The 17343-nt window shown below is 71.3% G+C and carries 19 protein-coding genes; 2 read left to right on the top strand and 17 right to left on the bottom strand.

The window, feature by feature from the left end; all coding sequences use genetic code 11:
• Together ACZ53N_RS24565 and pyrR are read right to left on the bottom strand one after the other, a co-directional pair.
• Nucleotides 1-1035: an aspartate carbamoyltransferase catalytic subunit gene (locus ACZ53N_RS24565; RefSeq protein ID WP_469142944.1), complete on the bottom strand. Its 1035-nt coding sequence runs from the start codon at nucleotides 1033-1035 to the stop codon at nucleotides 1-3.
• Nucleotides 1036-1162: 127 nt separating this feature from the next.
• The gene (gene pyrR / locus ACZ53N_RS24560) at nucleotides 1163-1762 is read right to left on the bottom strand and encodes a bifunctional pyr operon transcriptional regulator/uracil phosphoribosyltransferase PyrR (protein ID WP_469142943.1); all 600 of its coding nucleotides are present in this window, start codon (nucleotides 1760-1762) and stop codon (nucleotides 1163-1165) included.
• Nucleotides 1763-1983: 221 nt separating this feature from the next.
• Between pyrR and bldD the strand changes: the two genes are divergently transcribed.
• Nucleotides 1984-2484, top strand: coding sequence for a transcriptional regulator BldD (gene bldD, locus ACZ53N_RS24555; protein WP_004948690.1), 501 nt, complete (start codon nucleotides 1984-1986; stop codon nucleotides 2482-2484).
• A 156-nt stretch (nucleotides 2485-2640) separates the two neighbouring features.
• On the opposite strand, the gene nusB is transcribed toward bldD, so the two are convergent.
• The 14 genes from nusB to ACZ53N_RS24485 all read right to left on the bottom strand — a co-directional run bounded on the left by nusB (nucleotide 2641) and on the right by ACZ53N_RS24485 (nucleotide 15744).
• Nucleotides 2641-3072, bottom strand: a complete 432-nt coding sequence (gene nusB / locus ACZ53N_RS24550; protein ID WP_130876861.1) for a transcription antitermination factor NusB — start codon at nucleotides 3070-3072, stop codon at nucleotides 2641-2643.
• A 2-nt stretch (nucleotides 3073-3074) separates the two neighbouring features.
• Entirely contained in the window at nucleotides 3075-3641 is a 567-nt protein-coding gene (gene efp, locus ACZ53N_RS24545; protein ID WP_130876862.1) for an elongation factor P, read from the bottom strand.
• 48 nt (nucleotides 3642-3689) lie between these two features.
• Nucleotides 3690-4796 carry an aminopeptidase P family protein gene (locus tag ACZ53N_RS24540; RefSeq protein ID WP_469142942.1) on the bottom strand — a complete coding sequence of 369 codons (1107 nt, stop codon included), beginning with the start codon at nucleotides 4794-4796 and terminating at the stop codon, nucleotides 3690-3692.
• Nucleotides 4797-4877: 81 nt separating this feature from the next.
• Entirely contained in the window at nucleotides 4878-5702 is an 825-nt protein-coding gene (locus ACZ53N_RS24535; RefSeq protein ID WP_469142941.1) for an AAA family ATPase, read from the bottom strand.
• A 16-nt stretch (nucleotides 5703-5718) separates the two neighbouring features.
• Nucleotides 5719-6162: a type II 3-dehydroquinate dehydratase gene (aroQ, locus tag ACZ53N_RS24530; RefSeq protein ID WP_209514340.1), complete on the bottom strand. Its 444-nt coding sequence runs from the start codon at nucleotides 6160-6162 to the stop codon at nucleotides 5719-5721.
• On the bottom strand, nucleotides 6159-7250 hold the full coding sequence (gene aroB, locus ACZ53N_RS24525) for a 3-dehydroquinate synthase (RefSeq protein ID WP_130876865.1): 1092 nt from the start codon (nucleotides 7248-7250) through the stop codon (nucleotides 6159-6161). Before aroB ends, aroQ begins: the two co-directional genes overlap by 4 nt.
• 7 nt (nucleotides 7251-7257) lie before the next feature.
• A complete protein-coding gene (locus tag ACZ53N_RS24520; RefSeq protein WP_469142940.1) occupies nucleotides 7258-7803 on the bottom strand; it encodes a shikimate kinase in 546 nt (181 codons plus the stop codon).
• A complete protein-coding gene (gene aroC, locus ACZ53N_RS24515) occupies nucleotides 7800-8984 on the bottom strand; it encodes a chorismate synthase (protein WP_469142939.1) in 1185 nt (394 codons plus the stop codon). The genes ACZ53N_RS24520 and aroC overlap by 4 nt, the downstream gene beginning before the upstream one ends.
• Before the next feature lie 176 nt (nucleotides 8985-9160).
• Nucleotides 9161-10006 carry a shikimate dehydrogenase gene (locus tag ACZ53N_RS24510; RefSeq protein ID WP_469142938.1) on the bottom strand — a complete coding sequence of 282 codons (846 nt, stop codon included), beginning with the start codon at nucleotides 10004-10006 and terminating at the stop codon, nucleotides 9161-9163.
• On the bottom strand, nucleotides 10003-11706 hold the full coding sequence (gene mltG, locus ACZ53N_RS24505) for an endolytic transglycosylase MltG (protein WP_469142937.1): 1704 nt from the start codon (nucleotides 11704-11706) through the stop codon (nucleotides 10003-10005). Before mltG ends, ACZ53N_RS24510 begins: the two co-directional genes overlap by 4 nt.
• Nucleotides 11707-11832: 126 nt before the next feature.
• Nucleotides 11833-12297 carry a Holliday junction resolvase RuvX gene (ruvX, locus tag ACZ53N_RS24500; RefSeq protein WP_130876870.1) on the bottom strand — a complete coding sequence of 155 codons (465 nt, stop codon included), beginning with the start codon at nucleotides 12295-12297 and terminating at the stop codon, nucleotides 11833-11835.
• A gap of 2 nt (nucleotides 12298-12299) precedes the next feature.
• Entirely contained in the window at nucleotides 12300-14969 is a 2670-nt protein-coding gene (gene alaS, locus ACZ53N_RS24495; RefSeq protein WP_469142936.1) for an alanine--tRNA ligase, read from the bottom strand.
• Entirely contained in the window at nucleotides 14969-15295 is a 327-nt protein-coding gene (locus ACZ53N_RS24490; RefSeq protein ID WP_362214136.1) for a DUF6167 family protein, read from the bottom strand. Before ACZ53N_RS24490 ends, alaS begins: the two co-directional genes overlap by 1 nt.
• A gap of 8 nt (nucleotides 15296-15303) precedes the next feature.
• On the bottom strand, nucleotides 15304-15744 hold the full coding sequence (locus tag ACZ53N_RS24485) for a DUF948 domain-containing protein (protein WP_165451501.1): 441 nt from the start codon (nucleotides 15742-15744) through the stop codon (nucleotides 15304-15306).
• Nucleotides 15745-16201: 457 nt separating this feature from the next.
• On the opposite strand from ACZ53N_RS24485, the gene ACZ53N_RS24480 reads away from it, so the two are divergent.
• Nucleotides 16202-16516 (top strand): hypothetical protein, encoded by a 315-nt coding sequence (locus ACZ53N_RS24480; protein ID WP_469142935.1) that lies wholly within the window; start codon nucleotides 16202-16204, stop codon nucleotides 16514-16516.
• Nucleotides 16517-16705: 189 nt separating this feature from the next.
• Here ACZ53N_RS24480 and rpsD read toward each other — a convergent pair whose 3' ends face one another.
• Nucleotides 16706-17320: a 30S ribosomal protein S4 gene (gene rpsD, locus ACZ53N_RS24475; protein WP_130876873.1), complete on the bottom strand. Its 615-nt coding sequence runs from the start codon at nucleotides 17318-17320 to the stop codon at nucleotides 16706-16708.
• Nucleotides 17321-17343: the final 23 nt, after the last annotated feature.

Genomic DNA, 17343 nt, shown 5'->3' with positions numbered 1-17343 from the left:
TTACTTGTTCTCCTCGTTGCGGGCGGTGGTGGCGGACGTGGGGACGCTCCCGGAGTCGAGAACGGCCCCGCCGAGCAGCAGGTACAGGACGGCCATCCGGATGGAGACACCGTTGGCGACCTGCTCGACGGCCGTGCAGCGCACGGAGTCGGCGACCTCGGCGGTGATCTCCATGCCGCGGTTCATCGGGCCGGGGTGCATGACGATGGCGTGCTCGGGCATCCGGGCCATCCGGTCGCCGTTCAGCCCGTACCGGCGCGCGTACTCGCGCTCGGTGGGGAAGAAGGCGGCGTTCATCCGCTCGCGCTGGACGCGCAGCATCATGACGGCGTCGGACTTCGGCAGCACCGCGTCGAGGTCGTAGGAGACCTCGCAGGGCCAGTGCTCGACGCCGTAGGGCACGAGCGTGGGCGGCGCGACCAGGGTGACGTGGGCGCCGAGCGAGGTCAGCAGGTGCACGTTGGAGCGGGCCACGCGACTGTGCAGGATGTCGCCGACGATGGTGATCCGGCGCCCTTCGAGGTCGCGGCCGGTGCCGTCGCCGGGCCCCTGGTGGTGGGTGGGGCCGCCGTCGGCGGCGCCCGCCAGATGGCGGCGCATGGTGAAGGCGTCGAGCAGCGCCTGTGTGGGGTGCTCGTGGGTGCCGTCGCCGGCGTTGACGACCGAGCCACCGATCCAGCCGGAGGTGGCGAGCCGGTGCGGGGCGCCGGAGTCGCCGTGCCGGATGACGACGGCGTCCGCGCCCATCGCCTCCAGGGTCAGGGCGGTGTCCTTGAGCGACTCGCCCTTGGAGACCGAGGAGCCCTTGGCGGAGAAGTTGATGACGTCGGCGGAGAGCCGCTTGGCCGCGGCCTCGAAGGAGATACGGGTCCGGGTCGAGTCCTCGAAGAAGAGGTTGACGACGGTACGGCCGCGCAGGGTGGGCAGTTTCTTGATCGGCCGGTCGGCGACCCGCGCCATCTCCTCGGCGGTGTCGAGGATCAGGACGGCGTCGTCGCGCGTGAGGTCGGCGGCCGAGATGAGGTGGCGCTTCATCCGGTTACTCCGTTGTCGAGGAGGTATGGGGGTGCCTGGGCGAGCAGCTGCCGGGCATGCGGCGGCACGGCCTCGGGGCCTGTCGGGGCCCTGAGGGGACCCTGGGAGGAGGTGCCGGGGCGTGGCGCTACTGCTCGTCGGCCGCGGTGGGCTCGCGGAGGCCGAGGAGCACGCTGTCGCGGCCGTCCTCCTCGGTGAGCTGCACCTTGACCGTCTCCCGCAGCGACGTGGGGAGGTTCTTGCCGACGTAGTCGGCGCGGATCGGAAGCTCACGGTGGCCGCGGTCCACGAGGACCGCGAGCTGGACCGCGCGCGGGCGGCCGATGTCACCGAGCGCGTCGAGCGCGGCGCGGATGGTGCGGCCGGAGAAGAGCACGTCGTCGACGAGGATCACCAGCCGGCCGTCGATCCCGTCACCGGGGATCTCGGTGCGGGCGAGCGCGCGGGCCGGGCGCAGCCGCAGATCGTCGCGGTACATGGTGATGTCGAGGGAGCCGACGGGCATCTTGCCGCCGGTGATCTCTTCGAGCTTGGCGGCCAGTCGGCGGGCGAGGAAGACGCCACGCGTGGGGATGCCGAGGAGCACCACGTCGTCGGCGCCCTTGGCGCGCTCGACGATCTCGTGGGCGATCCGGGTCAGTACCCGGGCGATGTCCGGTGCTTCGAGCACGGGACGCGCGGAGCCGGTGGCGTTCGCCGCCGGTTTCACGTCACGGTTTGCGTCCATACGAAACGGACCTCCTTCTCCGCCTCACGGGACGGACATTAAAGGACGTCGGATTAACGTGTTTCACGGTACCAGGACCCCCGGGAAACACTCACCACCGCCCCGCGCGGGTGAGGGTGTGGACCATTCGGCTTGACGAAGCCAGATTACGCTGCGTAACCTCACAGTGAGTTACCAGCCCGCGGCGGAGCCGCATATCGATACGCTGTCTGGGGAGCTTTATGTCCAGCGAATACGCCAAACAGCTCGGGGCCAAGCTCCGCGCCATCCGTACCCAGCAGGGCCTCTCCCTCCATGGCGTCGAGGAGAAGTCCCAGGGCCGCTGGAAGGCCGTGGTAGTGGGTTCGTACGAGCGCGGCGACCGTGCCGTGACCGTGCAGCGCCTGGCCGAGCTGGCCGATTTCTACGGCGTTCCGGTGCAGGAACTGCTGCCGGGCACCACGCCCGGCGGTGCCGCCGAGCCGCCGCCGAAGCTCGTTCTGGACCTGGAGCGGCTGGCCCACGTGCCGGCCGAGAAGGCGGGCCCCCTCCAGCGCTACGCCGCCACCATCCAGAGCCAGCGCGGCGATTACAACGGCAAGGTGCTGTCGATCCGCCAGGACGACCTGCGCACCCTCGCGGTGATCTATGACCAGTCGCCCTCGGTGCTGACCGAGCAGCTGATCAGCTGGGGCGTGCTCGACGCGGACGCGCGCCGTGCCGTGCAGCACGAAGACGCCTGACGCGTAGGCGTCGGTCGCCGTCTTCTGCGCAGACCGTGGTGGAAACCAACGGAAAACTGAGCAGAAACGTACCGCCGGGGGCGGTGGAACCCTTTCGGGTTCTCACCGCCCCCGGCGGTTTTTTGCGCTGTGCGGGTGCTGTGCGGTCCGCGGCGGCTATTCCGCGCGCCGCAGACCCGGCTTGAGCTCCTTGAAACGGCCGAGCAGACCGTTGACGAAAGCGGGCGAGTCGTCGGTGGAGAACTCCTTGGCGAGCTGCACCGCCTCGTCGATCGCCACCGCGTCCGGGGTCTCGTCCTCCCAGATCAGCTCGTACGCGCCGAGGCGCACGATGTTCCGGTCGGCGACCGGCATCCGGTCCAGGTCCCAGTCGACCGCGTAGGTCGCGATCAGCTCGTCGATCCGGGACACGTGCTGCGCGTATCCCTCGACCAACTGCATCGTGTATTCGTTGACCGGCGGCTGCCGGTCGTCGGACCGCGAATGCCGGACCCAGTCCGCGAGCACGTTCTGCACGGAGGAACCGCGCTGATCGGCCTCGAAGAGGATCTGGAAGGCGCGCTTACGGGCCTTGCTACGGGCGGCCACGGTTAGCTGTTCACCCGACCGAGGTAATCACCGGTGCGAGTGTCGACCTTGATCTTCTCACCCGTGGTGATGAAGAGCGGGACCTGGATCTCGTAACCGGTCTCCAGCTTGGCGGGCTTGGTGCCACCGGTGGAGCGGTCGCCCTGGACGCCCGGGTCGGTGTGCTCGATGACGAGCTCGACCGCGGCCGGCAGCTCGACGTAGAGGACCTCGTCGCCGTGCTTGGCGACGACGGCCTCGAAGCCCTCGAGCAGGAAGTTGGCGGCGTCACCGACGGCCTTGCGGTCGACGTGCAGCTGGTCGTACGTGTCCATGTCCATGAACACGAAGTACTCGCCGTCCATGTACGAGAACTGCATACCGCGCTTGTCGACGGTGGCCGTCTCGACCTTGACGCCAGCGTTGAAGGTCTTGTCGACGACCTTGCCCGACAGCACGTTCTTGAGCTTGGTACGGACGAAGGCGGGGCCCTTGCCGGGCTTGACGTGCTGGAACTCGACGACGGACCAGAGCTGGCCCCCGTCGAGCTTGAGCACCATGCCGTTCTTGAGGTCGTTCGTGGAAGCCACGGTTGCGGAATCTCCTGGACTGAAGCTGGTGGAACCAGGAGATGCGCGCTAAAGCGCGAGCAGCTCCTTGGTCGTGATGGTGAGTAGCTCGGGTCCGCCGTCCGCCTCAGGGCGGACGACGAGCGTGTCATCGATCCGGACGCCGCCCCGCCCCGGGAGGTGAACCCCCGGATCTACGGTGACCGGCACGCAAGCGTCCAGTTTACCCATGGCCGAGGGCGCCAGCCGAGGGTCCTCGCCGATTTCGAGTCCCACACCGTGGCCGATGCACGGTCCGAGCCGCTCGGCGTGCCCCGCGCCCTCCAGCACGAGCCGTGCCGCGCGGTCCACTTCGCGGTACGCGGCACCCGGTGCGAGCGCCTCCCGACCGGCCCGCTGGGCTGCGAACACCTGCTCGTACAGCTCGATCTGCCAGTCCGCCGGGGAGGTGCCGATCACAAACGTACGGGCCACCTCGCTGCGGTAGCCGCGATAGTCGGCGCCCAGGCAGACACTGAGAAAATCGCCTTCCTCCACCCGGCGGTCGCTCGGTGGATGACCGACCAGACCCGAATTCGGCCCGGTGCCCACCGAGGTCGGGAAGGCGGGGCCCCGCGCGCCGTGATCGATCAGCCGGCGCTCGAGTTCCAGCGCGAGATGCCGCTCGGTGCGCCCGACCAGGATCGATTCGAGCAGTTCGCCCAGAGCGTGGTCGGCGATCTCCGCGGCGATGCGCAGGGTCGAGATCTCCTCGTCGTCCTTGACGATCCGCTGCTGCTCGACGGCGGTGCCCAGATCCGCCAGCCGCAGCCCGGGCGCGACGGAGCGCAGCGCACGGTGCCGGGCCACGGTCAGATGGTGCTCCTCGACCGCGAGCGAGCCCACCTTGGCGGCAGCGGCGCGCTCGGCACCCGCGACGGCCGGGTCGCCCTCCGCGGTCGGCAGCACCACGACGCGCAGATCCTCGGCGGGCCGGCCGTCCGCGCCGGCCGCGTACGGATCGTCGGCGCACAACAGCACGTCCTCGCGCCCGCCGACCAGCAACGCGGCGCCGGCGGGTGCTCCGCCGGCCAGATAGCGGACATTGGCGTTCCCGGAGACGAGGGCGGCCTCACTGCCGGCCGCCTCGCACCGCTCGCGCAGCCGCGTGCGCCGTGCCGCGTAGACCTCGGACATGTTTTTGAGCGTACGGTCAGGCGTCGTGGGCGGCCGTTCCAGCGCGTCCGACCGAGGGCTGGACCGGAAGGGCGGGGGCTGTCAGCCGGGCGGGCCGGCCAGTGCGCGGGCGACCACGTCGTCGAGGAGCCGGGCGGTGGTGGTGACGTCCTGCTGGGAGTTGTCGATGATCGGCAGGCCGGAGCCGTACCAGCCGGCCATGCGGCCGTGGATCCGGGCGACCTCCTCGTCGCTGAGGCGGCGGTTGCCGCTGCGCGCGGCGTTGCGCTCCAGGACGACCTCGAGGCCCGGCAGCAGCACGACGGGCAGCAGGCCGGGCCCCACATGCCGCTTCCAGCCGCCGAGGCCCACGACGGGCCGGTCGGGGAAGACCGCGTCGTCGAGGATGCAGGAGATGCCGTTGGCCAGGAAATTGCGGGCCGCGAAGCCGCAGGTGCGGCGGGCGAGCCGGTACTGGGCCTCGGAGTGGTCGTTCCACCCGGACTGCGGGTCCGCGAAGCCGGAGCGCACCCACTCGCGCACGTCGTCGAGGCTGATGTGGGCCGTGGGCACCCGGCGGGTGTCGGCCCAGTGCCGGGCCACGGTGGTCTTGCCCGCGCCCGCCGGACCGATGAGCAGCACGGCGACGGCCGCGGTCTGCGCCGTGGCGTCCTGACTGGGCGCGGGCGGCGGCACTGCCGGCATCGGGGGGTGCGTTGGCGGCCCCACGGGGTACTGCATCCGGTGGCACTCCGTCTCGTACGGGCGACTGGCGGGGGGGTTCTTCCCCGGTCCCGCCCCTTCCCGTAGCCGGGGGCAAGCCGCCGGACCGGGGTCCGGGGCGGAGCCCCCCACGCGGCGGAGCCGCAAATCGATACAGCCGGGAAGGGGCGGGACCGGGGAAAGAGTAAGCTCTCCGATCCCCACCGTGGGAACGGCCCCGTCAGCCCGTCAGTTCCTCCGCCAGCGCGCGCAGCGCGAGCCGGTACGAGCCGATGCCGAAGCCGGCCACCGTGCCGCTGGCGACCGCCGCGATGACGGAGGTGTGGCGGAACTCCTCGCGCGTATAGGGGTTGGAGATGTGCACCTCGATGAGGGGCGCGGTGCGCTGGGCCGCCGCGTCACGCATCGCGTACGAATAGTGCGTGAAGGCCCCGGGGTTGATGACGACGGGGACCGAGCCGTCCGCGGCCTCGTGCAGCCAGCGGATCAACTCGCCCTCGTCGTTGGTCTCCCGGACCTCCACGGCGAGGCCGAGCTCCCCGCCGAGCCGGGTGCACTCCTCGACCAGGCCCTTGTAGGAGGTCGAGCCGTAGACATCGGGCTCGCGGGAGCCCAGCCGGCCGAGGTTCGGCCCGTTGAGGACGAGCACCCGGCGCCCGCTCACGAGGCGATCTCCGCGTGTGCCGCGAGCAGCATCGCCGGGTCCGGTGCCTCCAGGACCGTCGGCTTCGCCAGGCCGTCCAGGACGATGAAGCGCAGCCGGTCGCCGCGGGACTTCTTGTCGACCTTCATGGTCTCCACCAGCTTGGGCCACTGGTCGCCACGGTAGGTGACGGGCAGGCCCACGGATTCGAGGATGGCGCGGTGCCGGTCGGCCGTCGCGTCGTCCAGGCGGCCGGCGATCCGGCCGAGTTCGGCGGCGAAGACCATGCCGACGGCGACGGCCGCGCCGTGCCGCCAGTTGTAGCGCTCGTTCTTCTCGATGGCGTGGGCGAGGGTGTGGCCGTAGTTGAGGATCTCCCGCAGGCCCGATTCCTTCAGGTCCGAGGAGACGACGTCGGCCTTGACCTTGATCGCGCGCTCGATCAGCTCCGAGGTGTGCGGGCCCCGCGGCGTGCGGGCGGCCTCGGGGTCGGCCTCGATGAGGTCCAGGATCGCAGGGTCGGCGATGAAGCCCGCCTTGATGATCTCGGCGAGGCCGCTGACGTAGTCGTGGACCGGCAGCGACTCCAGCGCGGCGAGGTCGCACAGGACCCCGGCCGGAGGGTGGAAGGCGCCGACGAGGTTCTTGCCCTCGGCGGTGTTGATGCCGGTCTTGCCGCCGACGGCCGCGTCGACCATGCCCAGCACGGTGGTGGGCACGGCGATCCAGCGCACCCCGCGCAGCCAGGTGGCCGCGACGAAGCCCGCCACGTCCGTGGTGGCACCGCCGCCGACGCCGACGATGACGTCGGTACGGGTGAAGTTGGTCTGCCCGAGCGCCTTCCAGCAGTAGGCGGCGACCTCGACGGTCTTGGCCTCCTCGGCGTTCGGGAGCTGGATGGCGATGGCCTCGTAACCCTGCGCGGCCAGGTCCGCGCGGAGCACCTCGCCGGTCTCGGCGAGCGCCTCGGGGTGCAGCACGGCCACCCGCTGGGCGGCGGTGCCGATCAGGCCGGGCAGCTCGCCCAGCAGCTGACTGCCGACCAGGACCTCGTACGGCGCGGTGCCCGCGCTGCCGGCGACCTGGATACGGGTAGGGGCGTCGGTCATGCGTTCCTCACTGCGGGATGTCCGGTGTGTGGGCCCGGGGCAGCTGGAGTGCCTCCAGCACGGCGTCGGCCACCTGGGCCGGGGTGCGGCCGCCGGTGCCGACGACGGCGCGGGCGACCTCGGTGTAGAGCGGGCGGCGCGCTTCCATCAGCTCGCGCCACCGCTTGCGGGGGTTGACGGCGAGCAGCGGCCGCGGGGCGTCCAGGCCCACCCGGTGGACGGCGTCGGCGAGCTCGACGTCGAGGAAGACCACGGGCAGGCCCTTGAGCAGGGCGCGGGTGGCCGGGTCCATGACGGCGCCGCCGCCGAGGGAGAGCACCCCGGGGTGCTCGGCCACGGCGGCGGCCACGGCCTGCCGCTCCAGCTCACGGAAGTGCGGCTCGCCCTCGTCGATGAAGATCTCCGGGATGGGCTTGCCGGCGGTCCGCTCGATGTCGGCGTCGGTGTCCCGGTAGCCGGTGCCCAGCCGCTCGGCGAGCAGGGCACCGATGGTGGACTTGCCCGCTCCGGGCGGGCCCACCAGGACGACGACGGGTGTGCCGGGCGGGGTCACTTGATGGCCAGGTTGTCGAGGTAGCCCCGGACGTTGCGACGGGTCTCGGTGACGCTGTCGCCGCCGAACTTCTCGACGACCGCGTCCGCCAGGACGAGCGCCACCATGGCCTCGGCGACGATGCCGGCGGCGGGGACGGCACAGACGTCGGAGCGCTGGTGGTGCGCCTGCGTCGCCTCACCGGTGACGACGTCGACGGTGGCCAGCGCGCGCGGGACGGTCGCGATCGGCTTCATCGCGGCCCGGACGCGCAGCAGCTCACCGGTGGTCAGACCGCCCTCGGTGCCACCGGAGCGGCCGGAGGTGCGGCGGATGCCGTCCTCGGTGGCGACGATCTCGTCGTGCGCCTTGGAGCCGGGCACCCGGGCCAGGTCGAAGCCGTCGCCGATCTCGACGCCCTTGATGGCCTGGATGCCCATCAGGGCGGCGGCCAGACGGGCGTCCAGGCGCCGGTCCCAGTGGACGTGCGAGCCGAGGCCGACCGGTACGCCGTAGGCGAGGACCTCGACGACGCCGCCGAGGGTGTCGCCGTCCTTGTGGGCCTGGTCGATCTCGGCGACCATCGCCTTCGACGCGTCGGCGTCCAGGCAGCGCACCGGGTCGGCGTCGAGCCGCTCGACGTCGGAGGGCTTGGGGTGGACGCCGTACGGGGCCTTGGCCGCCGCCAGCTCCACGACGTGCGAGACGATCTCGATGCCGGCCGTCTCCTTGAGGAAGGAACGGGCGACGGCGCCGAGGGCGACGCGGGCGGCGGTCTCACGGGCGGAGGCGCGCTCCAGGATCGGCCGTGCATCCGGCACACCATACTTCTGCATGCCCGCCAGGTCGGCGTGGCCGGGGCGCGGCCGGGTCAGCGGGGCATTGCGGGCCAGCGAGGCGAGCTCGTCGGGGTCCACCGGGTCGGCCGCCATGACCTTTTCCCACTTGGGCCACTCGGTGTTGCCCACCATGACCGCGATCGGGGAGCCCATGGACAGGCCGTGGCGGACACCGCCGAGGAAGGTGATCTCGTCGCGCTCGAACTTCATGCGCGCGCCGCGCCCATAGCCGAGGCGCCGTCGGGCCAGGTGGTCCGCCACCATGTCGGTGGTGATCGGCACGCCGGCGGGAAGGCCCTCCAGCGTCGCCACGAGTGCGGGGCCGTGCGACTCCCCGGCCGTCAGCCAGCGCAACCTGCTCAACGGGACTCCTCTTGCTCGCGCCTGGATCATGCGGCGGCGTGTCCGGAGCGCGTGCGCGGCCCGGGCCCGCCACCTCAGATCCTCCCACGACCCGGAGCCCTGTCCGGCAGCCGGTCCGGGTTGTGGACCGGTCGCGTCGGCTGGAGGGAACGGGCGGCCGGGGTCCGCCCCGCGCGTCAGGCCGTACGGGCCGCGAGGGCCGCCTCGCCCGCCGCGCGCATCGCGGCCAGCGGGGCGGTGGGACACCCGGTCATCTGCTCGACCTGCAGCACCGCCTGGTGCACCAGCAGGTCCAGGCCGCCGAGGATCGCGCCGCCGCGGCCCGCCCAGGCGGCCGCCAGCGGGGTCGGCCACGGCTCGTACAGCACGTCGAAGAGCGTGCCGGGGTGCTCGGGGACCTCGGCCGCGAGGCCGTCCGTGGCACCGGCCGGGGTGGTCGCGACGACCAGCGGCGCACCGAGGCCCTCGGCGGCGCGGCTCCAGTCGGCGGTACGGACGGCGACACCGAGCCGCTCGCCCCAGTGCCGCATCTCGGCGGCGCGCTCGGCACTGCGGACGTACGCGGTGACCTCGCCGGTGCAGATCCGGGCGAGGGCGGCGAGGGCGGAGGAGGCCGTGGCCCCGGCGCCCAGCACGGTGGCGGCGTCGGTCTTCTCGACGCCGCGTTCGCGCAGTGCCGCCGCGATGCCGGGGATGTCGGTGTTGTCGCCGAGGCGACGGCCGTCGTCGGTGAGGACGACGGTGTTGACGGCCCCGACGGATTCGGCCGTGGCGCTGATCCCGTCCAGCAGCGGGATGACCGCCCGCTTGAGCGGCATGGTCAGGGAGAGCCCCGCCCAGGTGCCGTCGAGCCCCTCCAGGAAGCCGGGCAGCGTGGCCTCGTCGACCTCGAAACGGTCGTAGGTCCACTCCCCCAGGCCCAGGTCCGCGTACGCGGCCCGGTGCAGGACCGGAGAGAGCGAGTGGGCGATCGGCGAACCGAGCACCGCCGCCCGGCGGCGGTGCTCCCTCGGGTCACTCATCCCTGCTTCTTCGCCTTCTGGCTCTCGTTGAACTCGTCCACGAGCTTCTGGTGTTCCTTGAGGTTCTTGGTGAACCGCGTCTTCCCGTCGATGGAGACGAAGTAGTACCAGTCACCGGCCTCGGGATCCATCGCGGCCTTGAGCGCCTCGGCTCCGGGGTTGCCGATGGGACCGGGTGTCAGACCCTTGTAGAAGTACGTGTTGTACGGGTCGTCGAAGGACCGGAGCTGCTTGGGGCTGAGGTCCAGCTTGCTCTGGTTCTTCAGGTAGTTGTACGTCGAGTCGAACTCCAGCTTGCCGTTCGTCTCGATGTTGGTCGGCTTGAGGCGGTTGTATATGACGCGCGCCATCTTGCGGAAGTCGTCGTGCGTCATGCCCTCCGCGTTGACCATGCTCGCCACGGTGATGAGCTGGAGCGGGGACTTCAGGCCCAGTTCCTTGGCCTTCCCCTCCAGGTCTTCCTTGGCGTAGTTCTCCTTGGCCCGCGCGACCATCTGCTTGAGGATGGCCTCCGGCTTGGTGCCCTTGGCCGCGCTGTACTGCGACGGGTAGAGGAAGCCCTCCAGCGGATCCTTGATCTTGGGGTCGCTGTTGGCCCACTCGGGCAGCCCGAGGTTCTTCGCCTGGCTGGTGGCGACGTCCTTGGTCGTGCCCTGCTTCAGACCGAGCTTCTGGTCGATCGCGGCGTAGATCTGGACGGCCCTGCGTCCCTCGGCGATGGTCAGGAAGTTCCCGGTGTGCGTCATCATCGCGACGGCCGCCGAACCCGACATCTCCTTGCGGAGGGTGTAGGTGCCCGGCTGGATCGCCACGCCCTTGCCGGCGGCCGCGGTGAAGGCGCCGACGCTCTTGACCACGCCCGCCTTCTCCAGGACCTGGCCCATCCCGGTCAGGCTGGAACCCTTGGGGATCTCCACCTGGACCTCGCCGCTGCCCTCGCCCGCGTAGTCGGGCGCGGCACCGTAGTGGGTCTGCCAGTAGTCGTAGGCGAGGTAGCCGCCACCGCCCACGACGCCGACGAGCACGACGGCGACGAGCAGGCAGGCCGTGCCGTTGCGGCGCTTGTTCTTGCCCTTGGCACTGCCCTTGCCCTTGCCGCGCCGGTCGCGACGGCTCTCCTCGCGGGAGCCGTCCGTGCCGTCGGGATCGTCCGCGTCGTCGGCACCGGTGAAGAAGGGGTGCTTCTCCTCTTCCGGTTCGGGCTCCGGCTCGTGCTCGGGCTCCGGGTGCCACTGCTCGTGCTGCCCGGTGTCGTGCGCCTGCTGCGGCACGCCGGGACGCGGCTGCTGACCCGTCCGGTGCGGCTGCTGGTGCTGACCCGTGTCATAGGGCTGCTGGTGCTGACCGGTGTGATGCTCCGGCTGCTGGTGCTGGCCCGTCTGGTGCGGCTGCTGGTGCTGACCCGTGTGGTGCTCCGGCTGCTGCGGGTAGCCGTCAGGGCCGTAGTAGTCCTGACGGCCGTACTGCTCCCCCGGGTTCGCGCCGTACTGACCCCCCGCGTTCTGCGAGGGGTCCCAGCCGTACTGCTGCTCCGGATACTGCTGTTGCTGCTCGGGGTACTGCTGACCGTACGGAGGCTGCGACTGCTGCTGCGGCTGTTGTTGCTGCGGATACTGCTGTCCGCTGTATCCCTGGTCCCCGTACAGAGGGTCCTCGGGATGCCACGGTTGGGAGCCGGAGCCCCGGCCATACTCAGTCATCGATCCCCTAGAGCCGCACAGCGGCAGCCGGTGAGCGCTCCGTGGAGTGCACGTTCGATGCGTCCGGTCCTGTACGGAAGACGTTCGAACGGCTGCCATGTCGCGCGGAACGTTACCGTATCGCGATCAGATGACCACTTCTACGGATTCACCCGGAGGACGGCCGGAGATCTTCTCGATCTCCAGGGCGTTCTGCAGAATGATCACAGCCGCGGCCTGGTCGACGACGGAACGGCCCTTCTTGGAGCTGACCCCGGAGGCCCGCAGGCCCTGCGTGGCCGTGACCGTCGTCATCCGCTCGTCGACCAGTCTGACCGGTACGGGAGCGATGCGCCGGGCCATCTCCTTGGCGAAGGTCCGCACCTTGGCCGCCGCCGGGCCTTCCCGCCCGCTCAGCGAGCGGGGCAGGCCGACCACGACCTCGACGGGCTCGTACTCCTCGACAATCGCCGCCAGCCGCTTGTGTGCTGACGGGATGTCACGTCCGGGGACGGTCTCGACCGGGGTGGCGAGGACCCCGTCGGGGTCGCACGAGGCGACCCCGATCCGGGCGTCCCCGACGTCGACGGCGATCCGCCTGCCGCGTCGCACGATCAGGCCGCCTCGGCGACGAGGCGCTCGACGGCGGCCATGGCCTCGTCGAGAGCGTCGGCGTTCTGGCCGCCGCCCTGGGCGACGTCCGGCTTGCCGCCGCCTCCGCCACCGAGCGTCTTGGCGGCCGTACGCACCAGGTCACCGGCCTTGAGCCCACGCTCGCGCGCGGCCTCGTTGGTGGCGATCACGGTCAGCGGGCGGCCGTTCACCACGGTGAACAGCGCGACCACGGCGGCCCGGCCGCCCTGGATCCGGCCCCGGACGTCGAGGACGAGCTTGCGCAGGTCGTCAGCGCCCGTGCCGTCCGGCACCCGGCCGACGGCCAGCGCCACGCCCCGGACGTCCTTGGCACCCTCGGCGAGACCGGCGGCCGCCTGGAGCACCTTCTCGGCGCGGAACCGCTCGATCTCCTTCTCCGCGTCCTTCAGCTTGGCGAGCATCCCGGAGATCTTCTCCGGCAGCTCCTCCGGACGGCCCTTGACCAGGTCCGTCAGCTGGGAGACGACCGTGTGCTCACGGGCGAGGAAGTGGTAGGCGTCCACGCCGACGAGAGCCTCGACACGGCGCACACCGGAGCCGATGGAGGACTCGCCGAGCAGCTTCACCAGACCGAGCTGGGCGGTGTTGTGCACGTGCGTGCCGCCGCACAGCTCCTTGGAGAAGTCGCCGATGGTCACGACGCGCACCCGGTCGCCGTACTTCTCGCCGAACTCGGCGATGGCGCCCTGCTTCTTGGCGTCCTCCATGCTCATGACCTCGGCGTGCACGTCGAGCTCACGGGAGAGGACCTCGTTGATCCGCTGCTCCACGTCCGTGAGGACGGTGCCCGGCACGGCGGCCGGGGAGCCGAAGTCGAAGCGGAAGCGACCGGGCGAGTTCTCCGAACCGGCCTGGGCGGCCGTCGGGCCGAGGGCGTCGCGCAGCGCCTGGTGGGTGAGGTGGGTGGCGCTGTGGGCGCGGGCGATGGCCCGGCGGCGCCGCACATCGATCTGGGCGTACACGGACGAGCCGACCGTGACCTCGCCGACCTGGACGACGCCCTTGTGGACGCTGACGCCGGGCACCGGCTGCTGGACGTCGCGGATCTCCACGACGGCACCGGTGTCGAGCCGGATCCGGCCCTGGTCGGCGAGCTGGCCGCCGCCCTCGGCGTAGAAGGGGGTGCGGTCGAGGACGACCTCGACCTCGTCGCCCTCCTGGGCGGCCGGCGACGGCACGCCGTCGACCAGCAGACCGACGACGGTGGACTCGCCCTCGGTGTCGGTGTAGCCGGTGAAGACGGTGGAGCCGGCGGTGTCGGCGACCGCGCGGTAGGCGGAGACGTCGGCGTGGCCGGTCTTCTTGGCCTTGGCGTCGGCCTTGGCCCGCTCCCGCTGCTCCTTCATCAGGCGGCGGAAGCCGTCCTCGTCCACGGACAGCCCCTGCTCGGCGGCCATCTCCAGGGTGAGGTCGATGGGGAAGCCCCACGTGTCGTGCAGCAGGAACGCCTTGTCACCGGCGAGGACCGTGCCGCCGGCGGCCTTGGTCTCGGTGACGGCGGAGTCGAGGATGTTGGTGCCGCCCTTGAGGGCCTTGAGGAACGCGGCCTCCTCGGCGAGGGCGACGGTCTCGATGCGCTTGCGGTCGGTGAGGAGCTCCGGGTACTGCTCGCCCATCGTCGTGAGCACGACGTCGACCAGCTCGGCGACGACCGGGCCGGTGGCGCCGAGCAGGCGCATGTTGCGGACGGCGCGGCGCATGATGCGGCGCAGGACGTAGCCACGGCCCTCGTTGCCGGGGGTGACGCCGTCGCCGATGAGCATGACGGAGGTGCGCATGTGGTCGGCGACCACACGCAGCGACACGTCGGTGCCGTGGGCGGCGCCGTAGCGGACGCCGGTCAGCTCGGTGGCCTTGTCCATGACGACGCGCAGGGTGTCGGTCTCGTACATGTTCTGCACGCCCTGCAGGATCATCGCCAGGCGCTCGAGGCCGAGACCGGTGTCGATGTTCTTGCTGGGCAGCTCGCCGAGGATCGGGAAGTCCTCCTTGCCCTCGCCGGCGCCGCGCTCGTACTGCATGAAGACCAGGTTCCAGATCTCCACGTACCGCTCGTCGTTGACGGCCGGGCCGCCCTCGACGCCGAACTCGGGGCCGCGGTCGTAGTTGATCTCGGAGCACGGGCCGCACGGGCCGGGGACGCCCATGGACCAGTAGTTGGGGCCCATACCCAGGCGCTGGATGCGCTCGGCCGGCACGCCGATCACGTCACGCCAGATGCGCTCGGCCTCGTCGTCCTGCTCGTAGACGGTGATCCAGAGCTTCTCGGGCTCCAGGCCGTAGCCGCCGTCCGCCACGGAGCTGGTGAGCAGCTCCCAGGCGTACTTGATGGCGCCTTCCTTGAAGTAGTCCCCGAAGGAGAAGTTGCCGCACATCTGGAAGAACGTGCCGTGCCGGGTGGTCTTGCCGACCTCTTCGATGTCCGGGGTGCGGACGCACTTCTGCACGCTGGTGGCGCGCGGGAAGGGCGGCTTGACCTCGCCGAGGAAGTACGGCTTGAAGGGCACCATGCCCGCAGGGACCAGCAGCAGGGTCGGGTCGTCCGCGATGAGCGACGCCGACGGCACGACGGTGTGCCCGCGCTCCTCGAAGAAGCGCAGCCAGCGGCGGCGGATTTCAGCCGACTCCATCAGTGGTCCTCTTTCCGGGTGATCGAGTTGTAGGGGTGGTGCTGGTCGAGGGCGACCAGCCGGCGCTGCTCGGGCAGCTCCCGGCGCTCGGGCTCCGCCACCGGGCCGAGGCCCAGCGCGTCCTTGAGCGCCGCCTCGCGATCGGCCATGCCGTCGCGGACGTCCAGCGCGAAGAGCTTGACGCGGCGGCCGGCGATGACCGCGCGGTCCGCGGCCTGCAGGGCCAGGCTCTCCGGGGTGAGCTTGCTCAACTTGCGGTTGACCTTGGTGGTGGCCCAGACACCGGCTGCTACACCGGTCGTGAACCAGAACGTGCGGCGAAACATTTCCGGGGTCAACCCTTCCCACGGGTACGGCGGCTGCCGCGCCTTGCGGACGGCAGATCCTGTGCGGTCCTGCCGACGAAAACGGTGGCCTTCGGCGCGGGCTCCGCCTTGCGGCCGATCGCGCGGCGCACGCCGTAGCCGAACGCGGCGACCTTGACCAGCGGTCCGCCGAAGGCGGAGGAGACGGTCGAGGAGAGCGCCGAGGCGTTCGCCGTGACCTCCTGGACGTCCGCGGCGATCGAGTCGACGCGGGCGAGCTGGGTGTTCGCGGAGCGCACGGTCGCGGAGGCGTCGGCCAGAAGCGGCACGGCCTGCTCACTGACCTCGGCCACCAGCTTCGTGGTCGCCTTCAGCGTCTGCGCGAGCCGGACCAGCACCAGGGCGATGAAGGACACGAGGATCGCCCAGAAGACGGCCACGAGGATCCCGGCCACCTCTCCACCGGACACGTTGCACCGCTCCTTAGCTGGTCGTCGAGCTGGTCTGTCGAGCTGCTCGTCACTGGTCGGCTGTGGTCGTCGCCGATCGTCAAACGTCGGGTACCGACCTTATCGCGCCGGGCGTCGGGGCCCGTACCGCATTACGGCCGTGATCGGGCGGTTCACCAGGCAGAGTTTACGGTCCGCACTCCCGTCAGTGCGCTCTGTGTGCCATGGCACCGCTCTCCGGCTCCCCGTTTCCCGGCCCGTCGTCCGAGGACGGCGCCGCACCGGCCCGGCCACCGGGCAATCTGCCCGCCGATCCGAGCCGCTTCATCGGCCGTGTCCGTGAACTCGACGCCCTGACCGCGCACTTGGGGCGCTCCCGGCTGGCCCGGCTCTCGGCGCTGACCGACCCGGCGCTGCTGGATCACGCGGTCGCCGCCGCCCTCGGGCTCACCGATCACACCGGCCGTCCGCCGCGCGCGTGTCTGCTGGAGCAGCTCGCGGACCGCCGGTTGCTGCTGGTGCCGGACGGGTCGAGCACGTCGCCCGGGAGTGCGCCCGGCTCGCGCACGCGCTGCTGCGCGCGGCACCGGGGCTGCGCGTGCTGGTGGCGGGGCGGCGGTCGCTGGGCGTCGCGGGCGAGCAGGTCTTCCCGCTGTCGCCGATGGGCGGCGGGGCCGATGCCGTCACGCTGTTCGAGGACCGGGCCACGGCGGTCCGGCCGGGCTTTCCCGCCGGGGCGGGCGAGCCGGTCACTGCGGCCGAGCCGTGCCGGCGCCTGGACGGCATCCCCTGAGCGAGGGCGCGCGGCTCGATCCGGACGCGGCGGTGGCACGGGCGCTGCGGGGCGCGCACGGCGGACGGGCGGGCGCGGTGCCGGGCTCGCGGCGGCACCCGGCCCCGGAAACGCACCAGCCCGCTTCCTCCCCGGCCACGAGGGCCGGGGAGGAAGCGGGCTGAGCGAAAGGAGAGTGAGACGTCCGGGTCAGCGGGCGTAGTACTCGACGACGAGCTGCTCGTCGCAGATCACCGGGATCTCCTTGCGGTTCGGCTCACGGTCCAGGCGGAAGGCCAGCGCCGGCAGGTTGACCTGCAGGTAGCGCGGGGTCTCACCGTCGGTGTCGTAGCCACCGGCCATGGCGACCTGGAAGGGGTGCTTGGCGCGGCTGCGCTCGCGGACCATCACGACGTCGTCGGGACGGACGCGGAAGGACGGCTTGTCGACCTTGCCACCGTTGACCTCGATGTGGCCGTGGACGACCATCTGGCGGGCCTGGTAGATGGTGCGGGCGATGCCCGAACGCAGGACCAGCGCGTCGAGGCGGCGCTCGAGCTCGATGACCAGGGCCTCGCCCGTCTTGCCTTCGGCCTTCTTGGCGCGGTCGTAGGCGCGGGCCATCTGGCGCTCGCTGATGTCGTACTGGGCGCGCAGACGCTGCTTCTCGAGCAGACGGACCTTGTAGTCCGAGTTCTGCTTGCGGCCACGGCCGTGCTCGCCCGGCGGGTAGGGGCGGGCCTCGAAGTACTTGACGGCCTTCGGCGTCAGCGCGATGCCGAGCGCACGAGACTTCTTGACCTTGGGACGCGACTGGTTAGGCACGTTCTCCAGACCTCCGTTGTAGG

The organism is Streptomyces sp. NPDC033229 (genome assembly GCF_055576875.1).
Note: the sequence above shows the minus strand (reverse complement) of the source record. Positions and strands in the feature narration are given on the sequence as shown.